Below are 15,276 nucleotides of genomic sequence, written 5' to 3' on the forward strand. Positions count from 1 at the left end.
GCGTGGACTGCGGCGCGGGGCCGGTTGAGGGTGAAGCGAAACGGAAGGTGACGCCCGCTCAGGCGCAGGCGGCCGCCGCCGGGGCGGCCAGGATCTCGACGTCGGCGCCACGGTTGCGGGCCTGCACCAGCTGCAGCTGCAGCCCCGGCGCCACGGCGCCGGCGGCGCGCGCGGCCTGCAGCAGCGCCAGCGCGGCCTCCGCCGAGGGCACGACGGCAAAGCCCGCCGGCCCCCAGGAGCTCTGGCCCACGGCCGCGTCGCCATGGGCGGCGATCCAGGTCATCAGCCCATCGACCAGCGGGCTGGTGTAGGCGCGTCCGCCCTGCGCCGGCGCGAAATAGGCGCCCAGCAGCGCCTGCATGCGGTTGAGCCCCTCGGCAAACAGCTTGAAGTCGCCGGCCGCGGCGCCGGGCAGGATCTGCATCACCACGCGGTGGCACAGCTCGGCCGCGAGCCCGCGCGGGAAGGGCGGCAGGGTGGCCAGGGCCTGCTTCTCCTGCGCGCCGGAGAGGCCGCGGCGTGCCGGGTCGAGCGCCAGCAGCACGCGCCAGCGCGCGGGCAGCTCCAGCCGCGAGGTCACGGCCGCGGGGCGGCCGTCGCCCTGCGGGCCGCCGTCGAGCAGCAGCCCGCCGCGCTCGAAGCCGGCGATGCCCACGCCCGAGCGCAGGCCGCGATGGAGCATCTGCGCCACCTGCGCCGCCGGCAGCGCCAGCCCGTGCAGCCGCGCGAAGGCCGTGCCCACCGCCAGCGCCAGCTGCGTGCCCGAGCCCAGGCCGGCATGCGCGGGCAGCAGCCGGGAAAGCGCCAGGTGCAGCGGGCGCGCGAGGCCGGTGGCGGCCTGCAGCGCCGCGAGGTGGGCGGCGGCGCGGTCGATCTCGGCCGGGTCCAGCCCCGGCGCGCCCGTCACCGCCTGGCGCGCCGCCCGGGTGAGTTCCAGCCGGGTCTCCAGGCCCTCGACCACCAGGCCCAGGCTGCCGAAGCGCCGGCCCAGCGAGGCGCCCGGATCGAGGAAGCCCAGGTGCAGCCGGCCCGGGGCGCTGACGCGCACGCCCTCGCAGAACTCGGCAGCGGGTGCGGCGACGGCGGCGGCGGCAGGGGTCATGGCGGCGGGGGCGGCGGGACGCGGCTCGGAGTCGGGCTCCGGGAGGTTGCAAGCCCCGTTCCACGCGGCGGCCATGGCGTGCTTGTTGCAATACGGGTCGTCTGACAACCCTGTTGCTGCCCTGGAATCAGGACACAGTGTCACGGCAGGCGGCGGGCGTATGCTGCGCGCCGCCTGTACGAAAACCCAGAGGAGACGTCCGCCTTCGGGCGGATGGAAAGGATGCGAATGCTCACGACCCGTCCAGGAGATGTCACGACGGCCGGCCGCAAGCGCGATCTCGGCTTCGGGCATTCGGCCACCAGCGGCTTGCTGCCCAGCGACCCGGCGCATGTCGAGGCTATCGCCCGGTCGCACGAGCGCTGCGCGGCGCTCGGGCTCACGCGCATCGGGCATGGCGACTTCACGCCGCTGCCGCGCGCCGACCTGGCGCTGGCGCACGAGCGCAACCGGCGGCTGTTCGTGCACGCCGCGCCGGTGATGGAACTGCTGCTGGAGCAGATCCTGGTGAGCAAGAGCATGGTGGTGCTGGCCGACACGCAGGGCACGGTGCTGCACTCGGTGGGCCACTCCGACCTGCTGGAGCGCACGGCCAAGGTGGCGCTGGCGCCCGGCGTGAACTGGGCCGAGGCCAGCAAGGGTACCAACGGCATGGGCACGGCGCTCATCACCGAGGAGCCGGTGTTCGTGCATGCCGACGAGCACTTCATGTATGCCAACGACTTCCTGACCTGCTCGGCCGCGCCCATCTTCGACCCGCGCGGCAACCTGCTGGGCGTGCTCGACGTGACCGGCGACCACCGCTCCTACCACGCCCACACGCTGGGGCTGGTGAAGATGTCGGCGCGCATGATCGAGAACCACTGGCTCACCGACGACGCCGGCCACGTGCTGCGGCTGCACTTCCACAGCCGGGTGGAGTTCATCGACACGCTCATGGGCGGCATCGTGGCCGTGGGCGAGGACGGCCGCTGCGTGGGCGCCAACCGCAGCGCGCTGGACCTGCTGGGCCTGAGCGCGGCGGCGCTGCGCATGAACGGCGTGGAGAGCCTCTTCGGCCTGGACCTGCCGCACCTGCTCGACCGCTTCCGCACCGCGTCGGGCGCGCCGCTGGCGCTCACGCTGGGCAACGGGCTGCAGCTGCACGCGCGGCTGCAGATGAACTGGCCGCTGGGCCGTCCGGCCGTGAGCCTCGGGCAGCTGCCGGCGCCGGCTGCGGCCGACGTGGAGCACGTCGAGATGGAGCCCGCGCCGGTCCCGGCGGCGCGGCCGGTTGCGCCCGCAACGCCGGCGACGCCCGTGGCGCGCGAGCGCGCCCGCGCCGCCGCCGACGGTGAGGCGCCGCACGACCTGTCGTGGCTGCAGACCGGCGACGCGCAGATGGACACCGTGGTGGCCAGGCTGCGCCGCGTCATCGACCGCGACATCGCGGTGCTGATCGTGGGCGAGACCGGTACCGGCAAGGAGGTGCTGGCGCGCGCCATCCACCAGGAGTCCTCGCGCGCCGGCAAGCCGTTCGTGGCGGTGAACTGCGCCAGCATTCCCGAGGCGATGATCGAGGCCGAGCTCTTCGGCGGTGAGGACGGCGCCTTCGCCGGCGGGCGCCGGCACGGCGCGGTCGGGCGCATCCTGCAGGCGCATGGCGGCACGCTGTTCCTGGACGAGGTGGGCGACATGCCGCTGGCGCTGCAGGCGCGGCTGCTGCGCGTGCTGCAGGAGCGCGAGGCCGTGCCGGCGGCCGACGTGGCCGTGATCAGCGCCACGCACTGCGACCTGCGCGACCTGATCGAGCGCCAGGCCTTCCGCGAGGACCTGTACTACCGGCTCAACGGGCTGTCGCTGCGGCTGCCGCCGCTGCGCGAGCGCAGCGACCTGATGGCGCTGGCGCAGCGCATCCTGCGCGGCCGGTGTCCCTCGGCCCCGGCCTCGATGCGCGCGCCGGTGCTGGAGCCGGAGGTGGCGCAGATGCTGCTGTCGCACCACTGGCCGGGCAACGTGCGCCAGCTCGTCAACGTGCTGCGCGCCGCCGCGGCGATGGCCGGCGACGACGGCGTGATCACGCGCGCGCACTTGCCCGACGACTTCGTCGAGGACGTGCAGCGCGGCGCGGCGCGGCGTGGCGCGGCGCCGCCGGGATCGGCCGCGGCCGGCAGCGCCGCGGTCGCGGCCAACGACGCCGCGGCACCGATGCTGGCATCCCAGCCCGACCCGGCCGAGGCCGAGGTGACGCTGGAGGAACTGGAGATGCAGACCATCCTGCGCGTGGTGCAGGAACTCGACGGCAACATCTCGCTGGCTTCCAAGCGGCTGGGCATCAGCCGCAACACCATCTACCGCAAGCTGCGCCGGCGCTGACATGGAACGGCACACCCCCACCCATCCCGGAGCATTCACCGCGCGGCGCCGCCGCGCGCTGGCGCAGCTGGCGGGGCTGCTGGGCGGCGCGCTGGCCGCGGCTGCCGGCGCGGCCCGGGCCCAGGCGACGCCGCCGCCCAGCGCCGTGGTCATCGACTTCGACCTGGTGGACGACCATCCCAACCCCGACACCGCGCAGCAGGCCGCGCTGCAGCGCCGGCTGCGCCAGGCGCGCGACGACCTGGAGCGGCAGCTGCAGGACAAGGGCCTCTACCGCATCGTGGCGCTGCAGCCGGCGCGCGCGCTGATGGACAAGCTGCGCAACGAGCAGGAGTTCATGCACCGCTGCGAGGACTGCGCGCGCCAGGTCGGGCAGCAGCTCGACACCGACTACGCCATCACCGGCTGGGTGCAGAAGGTCAGCGAGCTGATCCTGAACGTCAACATCGAGGTCCACGACGTGCGCCGCAAGCGCGTGGTGCTGTCGAAGTCGGTGGACATGCGCGGCAACAACGACGACTCGTGGGCGCGCGCGGTGCGCTTCCTGGTCAACGACATGGCCGCGAAGCGGCAGGCGAATCCGAAGTACGGGACGTGAACCCCGCGCCGCGGCGGCTCAGCGCGCCGCCGCCGTCGGCTGGATGAAGCACCCCTCCCGCGCCGCCGACTGCAGCTTGCGGAACTCGCGGATCTGCTTTTGCAGCGGCTCGGTGTCGCGGATGGTGTTGCCGCGCTCGCCGCCGATGCTGTTGGCGTTGGTGGCGGTGCTCATGGCCACGAAGTCGTCGAAGGGCACCGTCGCGGCCAGTCGGTCCAGCGCGCAGGAGCACTTGTTGAGCATCTCGTAGTAGCTGCCCGGGTGCTCGCGCATGCAGGCCTGCACGTACTCCACGCGCGCGGCGGTGGGGTAGTCATGGGCCCAGGCCCCGGTGGTGGCGGCGGCGGCCAGCAGCGCCGCGGGCAAGTCGCGACGCAAGGCGCGGAAGCAGGGAAGGTGAAAGGTCATGGCTTGTTCGTGGCGGCGCCGACGACTTCGGCACCTTCGAGGGTAAGGGTCTCTTCCAGGCGGGGCGGAGCGCCGGGCGTGTCGCCGGGCAGCAGCGTGCGCAGCTGCACCACGCCGCCGGGCACGTCGCCGAGCACGAACTCGTAGCGCTTGGCCGCGTAGGCTTCGAAGCGGTTGCGCATCGGGTCGCCCAGGTAGGGGCTGACCTGCAGCCGCCGCGCCGGCAGCTCGCGGCCCTGCCAGCGCACGCGCGCGTCCTCGCTGCTCGCCTCCTCGGCCAGCGCCAAGCGGATGCGGCGGCGGAAGTGGTTCATCGTCCCGCGCGTGAGGCGCTGCATCTCGCGCAGGTCGTGCTCCAGGAAGTACAGGATCACGGGGTTGGCGCTGGCCCCTTCGACGCCGGGCAGGGCGCGCGCGCCGCCGGCCTCGGGAAAGCCGCCAGCGCTGGCCACGTCGCAGCAGCGTCCGCCCGCGCCGGCGCTGAGTTGCAACTCCACCGGCCCGCCGTAGCCGGCCTCCAGCGTGCCGCCGTGCACGAAGGCGTAGCGCAGCACGGTGCCCGGGCGCAGGCCCTGCAGGTGCGGCGCCAGGAAGACCTGCTGCTCGGCCGCGGAGATGGCGCCCGAGCCGGCGACGCGCGGCTCCTCCTGGGCAGCCGAGGCAGGCATGCCGCCCAGCAGTGCGGCGGCCAGTGCGGTCACGGCCGCGGCAACCCGGCGGCGGACGAAGTTGAATCTCATTGGCGTGTAGGTTGTTCCGGAGAGAGGGTCGGGTCGGCGGGGTCGGCACGCAGTCGGTCCGACACCTCGAGCGCTAGCCCGGGGTTGAGCGCGGTGAGCGCCTCGATGGCCTGCTGTGCCTGCACGGCCTGGCCGCTGCGATGGTAGAGCTGGGCCAGCGCGGCCCAGCTGCGGCTGTAGCCGGGATCGACGTCCAGGCTGCGCTGCCAGTCCTGCACCGCCGCGGCGTCGCGGCCCAGCCGCTCGGAGGCCAGTGCGCGCAGGTACAGCGGCTCGGCGTCGGCGCCGTCCTCGCGCACCCAGCGCTCGGCCAGCTGCAGCAGCGCGTCCCACTGGCCGGCGCGCTCCAGCGAGGCGGCCTGCAGGAACAGCGGCTGCGCCTGGGCCGGGCGCTGCCAGAAGCCCAGGCCCTCATGCGGCCGGACCTCGGCGAAGCGCAGCCGCCGCTCCAGCGTGTCGGCCAGCCATTCGGCCGGCACGGCGTAGTAGTGGGTGCGCCCGCCGGGCAGGCGGAAGGTGAGGATGCCCACGAGGCGGCCGTCGCGGTCGAACAGCCCGCCACCGCTGGCGCCGGAGGTGAAGCCGTTGCTGCACTGGATCACGAGGTTGCCGCCCCAGTGATGCAGCGCCACGACGCTGCCGCCGCTGATCGCCAGCGCAGGCCCGCCGGTGTAGCCCAGCGCGGCGAGTTCCTGGCCCTCGCGCAGCGTGGCGGCGCGGCCCAGCTCCACGGGCGCCATGGGCAGCCCCGGCACCTGCAGCACACACAGGTCGCGCTCGGCGTCCACCGACTGCGCCTGCACCGCCCAGCGCGCGCCGGCCTGCACCACCGAGAGGCTGCGGGCATTGCGCGTGACGTGGCAGTTGGTGACGACGCGCTCCTTGGCGATGACGACGGCCGAGCCCAGCTGCAGCCGCCCGCCCTCACCCTCGGCCTCGACGCGCAGCACGCTGCGGCCGAGCAGGATGAGCGAGCGGCGGTCGAACTCGGCATGCGCGCCGCTGGTGCTGAGCAGGCAGGCCGCGACCAGGGCCGAGCCCAGGAGGCTGCGCTGCCTCGGCGAGGGCCCGCGAGCCATGGCGTGCCTCAGTTGGCGGTGGCGGCCCGCCCGGCCGCGCCGCCGCCGGTATCGAGCAGCGGCACGCCGTAGTCACGCAGGATGGCCTGGATCTCCGGGCGCCGGCGCTCGATCAGCCCTTCGATCTGGCTCTTCCACTGCGGTTCGCCATAGCGCACGCCCATGGCCATGGCGTAGTCGAAGCGCACGCCGGGCTCGGAGGCCAGCGGCACCACCGCCAGGTCGGCGCCGCTCTGGCGCTTGGCGGCGTAGCCGGCCATGGGCCCCCACAGGATGGCGGCGTCGATGCGGCCGGCCACGAGGTCGGCCTCGACGGCCTGGCCGGGGTCGCGCTCGGTGTCCGGATTCATCATCGGATACACCACGGCGCGGTCCACCAGCTGGTGCAGCGCCAGCCACTTGCCCGCGGGCGAGCGGTCGTGCACGCCGATGCGCAGCTTGGCGAGCACGGCCGGGTCGAGCTTGAGGAAGTCCTGGCCCGTGCGCACGCCGTCGAGCCCCTTGCCGCGCGGGAATACCAGCGCGTAGGTGGAGCGGTAGTAGGGCTTGGTCACCGACACCTGGTCGAAGCCCTCGGGCACGCCCAGCACCACGTCGCAGCGCCAGTCCTCGCCGGGGAGCTTGTAGCGCAGCGTGTTGCGGATGAAGGCCAGGCGGTTGGGGAAGTCGTAGTACTGCAGCGGCAGGCCCAGGTCCTTGGCGAAGAGCTCGGCGATGCGGTTCTCGATGCCGGTACGCTGCGCGCTGGAGAAGGGCAGGTTGTTCGGGTCCTGGCAGACCTTGAAGGCCGTGCGCGGGGGCTGCTCGTCCTGGGCCTGCTGGGCCGCCGCCGGCAGGGCCACGCCCAGCGTGGCCAGCGCGCCCAGCAACGCCGCCGCGACCCGGGCGCGGGCGCGCGCACGCGTGGGGGTGGCGGCGCTCATCACGGCATCTCCTGCACCCGGGCGGAGGTGATGGCCCCGTCCGAGCGCCCCTTGAGGTAGGCGTAGAGCTGGTCGATGTTGTCCTTCACGGCCGGGTTGGTGCCGAAGGAGGGCATGCCCTTCTCCAGCCGGCCTTCGAGCACGACCTTCGTGAACTCGTCCTTGCTGAGGTTCTTGAGGCTCTCGATGAGCGAGGGGCCGACCATGCCCTCCTGGTTGGGACCATGGCAGCGGTCGCAGGCGGCGGAGCGCCAGGTGCGGAAGCCTTTCATGGTGTTCGGGTCAACCTTGTTGCCGTCCACCACGGTGTAGAGCTGGTTGCCCTGGGCCCCGCTGTGCGCGGCCAGGCCGAACAGGCCGATGCAGGCGAAGGCGGCCAGGGCCGCGTGGCGGTAATTCATGAAACCTTGTCTCCAACGATCGTCTGTTTGAGGAAAACGGGGCAACGGACGCGCCCGTGCCGGCATCGCGGGGCGGGTGCCTGCGATGGCTGTTGCGTGCCCGGCGCCGTGAGAAGCAGGAGGGGGCGCCGGGCCGGCGAAGCGGGCCGGCGGCCGCAGCCGACCGGCCCGGGCTCCGCGCTCAGTTGGGCAGCGCGAACACAGTGAGCGAGCCGCCGAGCTCGGTGTACTGGCTCAGCTCGCGGTAGCCGCCGACGGCGCCCAGGCCGTCGGTGTCCTTCTCCAGGCCCGCGGCCATGCCGATGCCGGCCCAGCCGCCGATGCCCGAGAACACGCCCATGTACTGCTTGCCCTTGTGCTCATAGGTGAACACGTTGCCGATGATCCCCGAGGGCGTCTTGAACTTGAACAGCTCCTTAGAGATGTCCTTGGCGTCCACGCACTTCAGGTAGCCCTCGAGCGTGCCGTAGCAGCTCAGCCCGCCCGCGGTGTTGAGCGAGCCGCTCCACACCGAGAACTTCTCGGGCTTGCTCTGCACGATCTTGCCGGTGCCCGCGTCCCAGGTGATGTAGTTGCCCATGCCACCATGGCTGCCCGGGGCGGGGTACATCGACAGCGTCGCGCCGACGTACGGCTGGCCGGCGGTGTACTCGACCTTGAACGGCTCGTAGTCCATGCACACGTGGTTGGTGGGCACGTAGAAGAGCTTGGTGTTGGGGTCGAAGGAGGCGGGCTGCTGGTCCTTGGTGCCCAGCGCCGCGGGGCAGATGCCCTTGGTGTTGACGTCAGGCCCGTTCTGCGCCGTGGAGTACTGCTTGACGACCTGCGGGCGGCCGGTGCGCATGTCCACGTGCGTGGCCCAGTTCACCTTCGGGTCGTACTTCTCGGCCACCAGCAGCGCGCCGGTGACGCGGTCCATGGTGTAGGCGAAGCCGTTGCGGTCGAAGTGCACCAGGGCCTTGGTCTGCTTGCCCTTGACGGGGATGTCGGCCAGGATCATCTCGTTGACCCCGTCGAAGTCCCACTCGTCGTACGGCGTCATCTGGTAGGCCCAGCGCGCCACGCCGGTGTCGAGGTCACGCGCGAAGATGGTCATGGACCACTTGTTGTCGCCGGGGCGCTGCGCCGGGTTCCAGGTGGACGGGTTGCCGGTCCCGTAATAGACCATGTTGGTACCCTTGTCGTAGCTGAACCAGCCCCAGGTGGTGCCGCCACCGGTCTTCCACTGGTCGCCCTGCCAGGTCTTGAGCGAGGAGTCCTTGCCCACGGGCTTCAGGCCGCCGTCGGCCCAGGTCATGGTCTTCTCCGGGTCCATCAGCATCTCGTTGTCCGGGCCGGTGGAGTAGGCCTTCCAGACCTGGCGCCCGGTGTTGATGTCATAGGCCGCGAGGAAGCCGCGCACGCCCCACTCGCCGCCGGAGATGCCGGTGATGACCTTGTCCTTGAAGACGTGCGGGGCGTTGGTGTTGACGGCGCCGAGCTTCGGGTCGCCGTTCTTGACGCTCCACACCACCTTGCCGTCGGCCGCATTGAGCGCCACCAGCGTGGAGTCGGCCTGCTGCAGGAAGACCTTGCCCTCGGCGAAGGCCAGGCCGCGGTTGACGGTGTCGCAGCACATCTGCGCGATCACGGACGTGTCCTGCTTGGGCTCGTATTTCCACTTGATCTTCTGCGTGTCGAGGTCGATGGCGAAGACCTTGTTGGGGAAGGGCGAGTGCAGGTACATCGTGCCGTCGATCACCAGCGGCGAGCCCTCGTGGCCGCGCAGCACGCCGGTGGAGAAGGTCCAGGCCACCTGCATCTTGCCGACGTTGCCGGTGTTGATCTGCTTGAGCTGGCTGTAGCGCTGGTTGAACATGTCGCCCGCCTGCATGGCCCAGTTGCGCGGGTTGGCGATGTTCTTCTCCACGTCGGCGTTGGCCAGCGCCAGGGTGGGCGCGGCAAGCAGCAGGCCGCCGAAGGCATGGGCCAGCACGGCGAGGGAAGGCTTCAGTCTCAAGCTCATTTGTCGTCTCCTGGTGATGTCAGGACTGTTTGCGGGCCCACCGTGGCGTCCTCGACGGGTTCCCAGAAGCGCTTTTTAGTGACCGTCTCGCCCCCCCACCACTAGGTGCAGACCCTTTGGGCAAAGCCAAAATTGAACAGTCGGGCGCGCGGCGCGCCCCATCGCGTTACAGCCGCGCTTCGGGTGTGTGGGCCGGCACACGCGGCTCCAGCTGCGCGCGCACCAGCGCCTGGCCGCGCTCGCACAGGAAACGCTCGAAGGCCGCGGCCACGTGCGGCAGCTGGCGCGCGGCCAGGTGCATGACGTGCCAGTCACGCTCGATGGGGTTGCCCGGCAGCGGCAACAGCGCCAGCAGCCCGGCGCGCATCTCCAGCGTGCAGGTGTGCAGCGACAGGAAGGCCACGCCCAGCCCCGCGGCGGCGAGCTGCTTGATGGCCTCGTTGCTCGACATTTCCGAGCCGATGCGCAGCGGCAGCCCGGCCTCCCGGAACAGCGTCTCCACCGTGGCGCGCGTGCCCGAGCCGCGCTCGCGCACGAGCAGCTCGGCGTCGAGCAGCTGTGCCAGATTGAGGCGCGGCTCGCGCATGAGCGCATGGCCCGGCGCGGCCAGGAAGGCCATCGGGTGCCGCGCGAAGGCGGCCGACACCGTCTTCAGCTCCGCGGGCGGGCGGCCCATGATCACCAGATCCACCTCCTGGCCGGCGAGCATGCGCACGATCTGGTCGCGGTTGCCGACCTGCAGCTTGACCTTTACGCGCGGGTGTTCGTTTGCAAATGCAACCAGCAGGGGCGGCAGCAGGTACTCGGCCGTGGTGACGGCGCCCACGCGCAGCGTCCCCGAGAAATCCCCGTGCTGCGCGGCCATCTCGTCGCCGGCCTCGCGCCAGAGTTCCAGGATGCGCCCGGCATAGCCGGCCAGCAGCTCGCCCGCCTCGGTCAGGCGCACGCCGCGCCCGGTGCGCTGCAGCAGCGGCGCGCCGGCCGCCTCCTCCAGCGCGCCGATCTGTATCGACACCGCCGGCTGCGTGAGGCTCAACTCGGCCGCGGCGGCCGAGACGCTGCCCAGCCGGGCCACCGCGTGCAGGGCGGCGAGCTGCTTGAAGGTGGCATGGCGCAAGGCTGACATGCCACGATATTAGTCAAACCTGATCTCAACTTAAAAACAATTAACTTTTCCTGATTTCACCCCCTCCCTAGAGTCGGTCCCAAGCCGATGCAAACCGGTGTCGGACAGCAACCGAAGCAGCCGCCAAGGAGCACAGGACCATGGGTGAAATGAACGAGCTCAAGCAGATCGTGGACGCCACCAGGCGCTACAGCGCCGGCGTGCTGAAGTACGCGCAGATGGGCTACTGGAACCCGGACTACGAGCCCAGGGACACCGACATCCTGGTGCTGTTCCGCATCACGCCGCAGGAGGGCGTGGACCCGGTCGAGGCCGCCGCGGCCGTGGCCGGCGAGTCCTCCACCGCGACCTGGACCGTGGTCTGGACCGATCGCCTCACCGCCTGCGACATGTACCGCGCCAAGGCCTACCGGGTCGAGCCGGTGCCCAATCAACCGGGCCAGTGGTTCTGCTGGGTGGCTTACGACCTGAGCCTGTTCGAGGAAGGCTCGATCACGAACGTGGCGGCGTCGATCATCGGCAACGTCTTCAGCTTCAAGCCCCTGAAGGCCGCGCGGCTGGAGGACATGCGCTTCCCGGTGGCCTACGTCAAGACCTTCAGCGGCCCGCCCACGGGGATCATCGTGGAGCGCGAGCGGCTGGACAAGTTCGGCCGGCCGCTGCTGGGCGCGACCACCAAGCCCAAGCTGGGCCTCTCCGGGCGCAACTACGGCCGCGTCGTCTATGAAGGGCTGAAGGGCGGGCTGGACTTCATGAAGGACGACGAGAACATCAACTCGCAGCCCTTCATGCACTGGCGCGACCGCTATCTCTTCGTGATGGACGCGGTCAACAAGGCCAGCGCCGCCACGGGCGAGGTCAAGGGCAGCTACCTCAACGTCACGGCCGGCACGATGGAGGAGGTTTACAGGCGCGCCGAATTCGCGAAGGAGCTTGGGTCCGTCATCATCATGATCGACCTGGTCGTCGGCTACACCGCCATCCAGAGCCTGAGCCACTGGTGCCGGCAGCACGACATGATCCTGCACCTGCACCGCGCGGGGCATGGCACCTACACCCGGCAGAAGAACCACGGCGTGAGCTTCCGCGTCATCGCCAAGTGGATGCGCATGGCGGGCGTGGACCACATCCACGCCGGCACGGCGGTGGGCAAGCTCGAGGGTGACCCGATGACGGTACAGGGCTATTACAACGTGTGCCGCGACGCGCACACCGTGCCCGACCTGCCGCGCGGCATCTTCTTCGAGCAGGACTGGGGCGCGCTGCGCAAGGTCATGCCCGTGGCCTCGGGCGGCATCCACGCCGGGCAGATGCACCAGCTCATCGACCTGTTCGGCGACGACGTGGTGCTGCAGTTCGGCGGCGGCACCATCGGCCACCCGCAGGGCATCCAGGCCGGCGCCACGGCCAACCGCGTCGCGCTCGAAGCCATGGTGCTGGCGCGCAACGAGGGCCGCGACATCAAGGCCGAAGGCCCCGACATCCTGCGCGCCGCGGCGAAGTGGTGCACGCCGCTGCAGGCCGCGCTCGATACCTGGGGCGAGGTCAGCTTCAACTACACCCCCACCGACACCTCCGATTTCGTGCCCACCGCGTCGGTGGCCTGATCGTTGCAACCTGGAGCCGCGCCATGCGAATCACCCAAGGCACCTTCTCGTTCCTGCCCGAGCTCACGGATGAGCAGATCCTGAAACAGGTGGAGTACGCCCTGGACAAGGGCTGGGCGGTGGGCATCGAGTACACCGACGACCCGCACCCGCGCAACACCTTCTGGGAGATGCACGGCAACCCGATGTTCGACCTGCAGGACCCGGCCGGCGTGCTCATGGAGATCAAGGACTGCCGCAAGGCCTTCCCCAATCACTACATCCGCGTCACGGCCTTCGACTCGACCCACGGCGTGGAGTCGGTGGTGCTGTCCTTCATCGTGAACCGGCCCCGGGACGAAGCGGGCTTCCGCCTGGTGCGCTCCGAGGGACCAGGACGCACGCAGCACTACCGCATGGAAAGCTACGCCGTGACGGCGCGCCCCGAGGGCGCGCGCTACGGCAGCTGAAGTCGGGAGCACCGCCATGAGCGCCGCCGTGCTCGACGCCCCGGACGCCACCGCCGCGGCCCCCGCCGACCTGCCGCAAAGCCCGCGCCAGCTCTTCGAGAGCAGCGGCGTCAAGGCGGTGCTGGCCCAGCTCGACGCCGAGCTGGTCGGCCTCGCGCCGGTCAAGGGCCGCATCCACGACATCGCCGCGCTGCTGCTGGTGGACAAGCTGCGCGCGCAACAGGGTTTCAATTCGCAGCCGCCCTCGCTGCACATGTGCTTCACGGGCAATCCCGGCACCGGCAAGACCACCGTGGCGCTGCGCATGGCAGAAGTCCTCAAGCAGCTGGGCTACGTGCGCAAGGGCCACCTCGTCGCCGTCACCCGCGACGACCTGGTGGGCCAGTTCATCGGCCACACCGCGCCCAAGACACGCGAGGTGCTCAAGAAGGCCATGGGCGGCGTGCTGTTCATCGACGAGGCCTACTACCTGTACCGGCCGGAGAACGAGCGCGACTACGGGCAGGAAGCGATCGAGATCCTGCTGCAGGTCATGGAGAACCAGCGCGAGGACCTCGTGGTGATCCTGGCCGGCTACAAGGACCGCATGCAGACCTTCTTCGGCTCGAACCCGGGGATGGCCTCGCGCATCGCGCACCACATCGACTTCCCCGACTACAGCGAGGCCGAGCTGCTGCGCATCGCGCAGCTGATGCTGCAGCAGCTGCACTACCGCTTCGACAGCGGCGCCGAGGACGCGTTCGCGCGCTACATCGCGCTGCGCCGCGCCCAGCCGCATTTCGCCAACGCGCGCTCGATCCGCAACGCGCTCGACCGCATCCGGCTGCGCCACGCCACGCGGCTGTTCGACAGCGACGCGCCGCTGCGGCCGGAGCAGCTCGTCACGCTGCAGCCGGCCGACGTGCTGGCCAGCCGCGTGTTCTCTTCCGACACATCGTCCAACACCGCCGGGAGCCGCCCGTGAGCATCCGAGCCCTGATCTTCGACGTGGACGGCACGCTGGCCGACACCGAGGAGCTGCACCGCCAGGCCTTCAACGCCGCCTTCGCCGACGCCGGGCTGCGCTGGGACTGGCACCGCGCGCTCTACCGCGAGCTGCTGCACGTGACCGGCGGCAAGGAGCGCATCGCGCACTACATCGGCACGCTGGGCCTGGACGAGCTCGACCGCCGCGCCGCGCTGGCGCGCGTGCCGGCGCTGCACGCGGCCAAGACGCGGCACTACGCCGCGCTCGTGGCCGGCGGCGCGCTGCGGCTGCGCCCGGGCGTGGCGCGGCTGCTGGCCGAGGCGCGCGCGGCCGGGCTGCACCTGGCCATCGCCAGCACCACCAGCCCGGCCAACGTCGAGGCGCTGCTGCTGGCCACGCTCGGCCCGGACGGTCCGGGACTCTTCGACCTCATCGCCAGCGGCGACCTGGTGGCGCGCAAGAAGCCCGCGCCCGACGTGTTCGAGCTGGCGCTGCGCACGCTGGGGCTGGACGCCGACGAGGCCGTCGCCTTCGAGGACTCGGCCCCGGGCCTGCGCGCCGCGCGCGCCGCCGGGCTGTGGACCGTGGTCACGCCCACGCCCTGGACCGGGGACGACGACCTGTCCCTCGCCCAGTTGCTGCTGCCGCACCTGGGCGACCCGGAGACGCCACTGCCCGGCGAGCCCGGCGTGCGGCTGCCCGATGCGCCGTGGCTGACGCTCTCCGCCCTGGAGCAGCTGCGCCACCCGCCCAGAGCCTGCACGGTGCGCCGCCTCTACGAAAGCGCCTGATGCGCGCCGACGCCCTGGCCCTGGACCTGGACGGCACGCTGGTGGACAGCGCGCCTGACATCGCCGCGGCGCTGGCGCATGCGCTGCGCGCCGAAGATTTGGACCATCGCTTCGAGCTGCGCACGGTGCGCGCCTGGATCGGCGACGGGCCCGACGTGCTGATCCAGCGCGCCCTGGCCGCGCGCGGCGTGCGCGAGCCGCACCCGGCGCTGGCGCAGCGGCTGCGCGCGCATTTCGACGCCGCGACGCTGGCCGCGCCGCTGGCGCATGGGCACGCCTTCGAAGGCGTGGCCGAGACGCTGCGGGCGCTTTCGCGCACGCTGCCGCTGGCCGTCGTCACCAACAAGCCCACGCCGCTGGCGCGCGCGGTGCTCGACGCCGCCGGGCTGCTGCCCTTCTGCAGCGCGGTGCTGGGCGCCGACACGCCCGGGCTGCGCAAGCCCGCGCCGACGTTGCTGCTGGCCGCCGCCGAGCGCTTCGGCGTGCGCCCGGCGCGGCTGCTGATGGTCGGCGACGGCCCGGCCGACCTGCAGGCCGCCGCGGCCGCCGGCTGCCCGGCGGCGCTGGTGGACTGGGGCTACGGTGGCATCGCCGACCCCGGAGCGGCGGTGTGGCGGCTGCAGTCGCCGCGGCAGCTGCTGGCGCTGCTGCCGCCGGGCGCGGCCGAGCGCGCCGCCATGGGCTGAGCGCTCCGGGAAGAAGCATCCAGAACACGCGACAACGGA

15 protein-coding genes are annotated in these 15,276 nt (G+C 71.7%); 7 read left to right on the forward strand and 8 right to left on the reverse strand.

Translation table 11 applies throughout. From position 1 onward, the window contains the following. Nucleotides 1–58: 58 nt before the first annotated feature. On the reverse strand, nt 59–1,102 hold the full coding sequence (locus tag FJ694_RS20360; RefSeq protein WP_157269157.1) for a beta-ribofuranosylaminobenzene 5'-phosphate synthase family protein: 1,044 nt from the start codon (nt 1,100–1,102) through the stop codon (nt 59–61). Nucleotides 1,103–1,330: 228 nt separating this feature from the next. Between FJ694_RS20360 and FJ694_RS20365 the strand changes: the two genes are divergently transcribed. After that, on the forward strand, nt 1,331–3,457 hold the full coding sequence (locus tag FJ694_RS20365; RefSeq protein ID WP_157269158.1) for a sigma-54-dependent Fis family transcriptional regulator: 2,127 nt from the start codon (nt 1,331–1,333) through the stop codon (nt 3,455–3,457). Nucleotide 3,458: 1 nt separating this feature from the next. Next, nucleotides 3,459–4,055, forward strand: coding sequence for a DUF3280 domain-containing protein (locus FJ694_RS20370; protein ID WP_157269159.1), 597 nt, complete (start codon nt 3,459–3,461; stop codon nt 4,053–4,055). A gap of 18 nt (nt 4,056–4,073) precedes the next feature. Here FJ694_RS20370 and FJ694_RS20375 read toward each other — a convergent pair whose 3' ends face one another. From FJ694_RS20375 to FJ694_RS20405, 7 genes are all read right to left on the reverse strand, one after another. Next, a complete protein-coding gene (locus tag FJ694_RS20375) occupies nt 4,074–4,463 on the reverse strand; it encodes a hypothetical protein (RefSeq protein WP_157269160.1) in 390 nt (129 codons plus the stop codon). Further along, a complete protein-coding gene (locus FJ694_RS20380; RefSeq protein ID WP_157269161.1) occupies nt 4,460–5,164 on the reverse strand; it encodes a hypothetical protein in 705 nt (234 codons plus the stop codon). Before FJ694_RS20380 ends, FJ694_RS20375 begins: the two co-directional genes overlap by 4 nt. A gap of 35 nt (nt 5,165–5,199) precedes the next feature. Then, nucleotides 5,200–6,282 (reverse strand): trypsin-like peptidase domain-containing protein, encoded by a 1,083-nt coding sequence (locus tag FJ694_RS20385; RefSeq protein WP_157269162.1) that lies wholly within the window; start codon nt 6,280–6,282, stop codon nt 5,200–5,202. 8 nt (nt 6,283–6,290) lie between these two features. Continuing rightward, nucleotides 6,291–7,205: a quinoprotein dehydrogenase-associated putative ABC transporter substrate-binding protein gene (locus tag FJ694_RS20390; protein ID WP_157269163.1), complete on the reverse strand. Its 915-nt coding sequence runs from the start codon at nt 7,203–7,205 to the stop codon at nt 6,291–6,293. After that, entirely contained in the window at nt 7,205–7,606 is a 402-nt protein-coding gene (locus FJ694_RS20395; protein ID WP_157269164.1) for a c-type cytochrome, read from the reverse strand. The genes FJ694_RS20390 and FJ694_RS20395 overlap by 1 nt, the downstream gene beginning before the upstream one ends. Nucleotides 7,607–7,787: 181 nt before the next feature. After that, entirely contained in the window at nt 7,788–9,611 is a 1,824-nt protein-coding gene (locus tag FJ694_RS20400) for a methanol/ethanol family PQQ-dependent dehydrogenase (RefSeq protein WP_157269165.1), read from the reverse strand. A 166-nt stretch (nt 9,612–9,777) separates the two neighbouring features. Further along, the gene (locus FJ694_RS20405) at nt 9,778–10,737 is read right to left on the reverse strand and encodes a LysR family transcriptional regulator (RefSeq protein WP_157269166.1); all 960 of its coding nucleotides are present in this window, start codon (nt 10,735–10,737) and stop codon (nt 9,778–9,780) included. 140 nt (nt 10,738–10,877) lie between these two features. Between FJ694_RS20405 and FJ694_RS20410 the strand changes: the two genes are divergently transcribed. From FJ694_RS20410 to FJ694_RS20430, 5 genes are read left to right on the forward strand one after another with little or no spacing between them, the layout of a single operon-like run. After that, entirely contained in the window at nt 10,878–12,344 is a 1,467-nt protein-coding gene (locus FJ694_RS20410) for a form I ribulose bisphosphate carboxylase large subunit (protein WP_157269167.1), read from the forward strand. 23 nt (nt 12,345–12,367) lie between these two features. After that, nucleotides 12,368–12,793 (forward strand): ribulose bisphosphate carboxylase small subunit, encoded by a 426-nt coding sequence (locus FJ694_RS20415; RefSeq protein WP_157269168.1) that lies wholly within the window; start codon nt 12,368–12,370, stop codon nt 12,791–12,793. Nucleotides 12,794–12,809: 16 nt separating this feature from the next. Beyond that, nucleotides 12,810–13,757: a CbbX protein gene (gene cbbX / locus FJ694_RS20420; RefSeq protein ID WP_157269169.1), complete on the forward strand. Its 948-nt coding sequence runs from the start codon at nt 12,810–12,812 to the stop codon at nt 13,755–13,757. Nucleotides 13,758–13,759: 2 nt separating this feature from the next. After that, complete coding sequence (locus tag FJ694_RS20425) at nt 13,760–14,551, forward strand: HAD-IA family hydrolase (RefSeq protein ID WP_375140243.1); 792 nt, start codon at nt 13,760–13,762, stop codon at nt 14,549–14,551. After that, nucleotides 14,551–15,237: an HAD-IA family hydrolase gene (locus FJ694_RS20430; RefSeq protein WP_157269171.1), complete on the forward strand. Its 687-nt coding sequence runs from the start codon at nt 14,551–14,553 to the stop codon at nt 15,235–15,237. The genes FJ694_RS20425 and FJ694_RS20430 overlap by 1 nt, the downstream gene beginning before the upstream one ends. The last annotated feature ends 39 nt before the right edge of the window (nt 15,238–15,276 follow it).

Origin of the sequence: Azohydromonas aeria, assembly GCF_009760915.1 — a bacterium.
Classification (GTDB): Bacteria; Pseudomonadota; Gammaproteobacteria; order Burkholderiales; family Burkholderiaceae_C; genus Azohydromonas; species Azohydromonas aeria.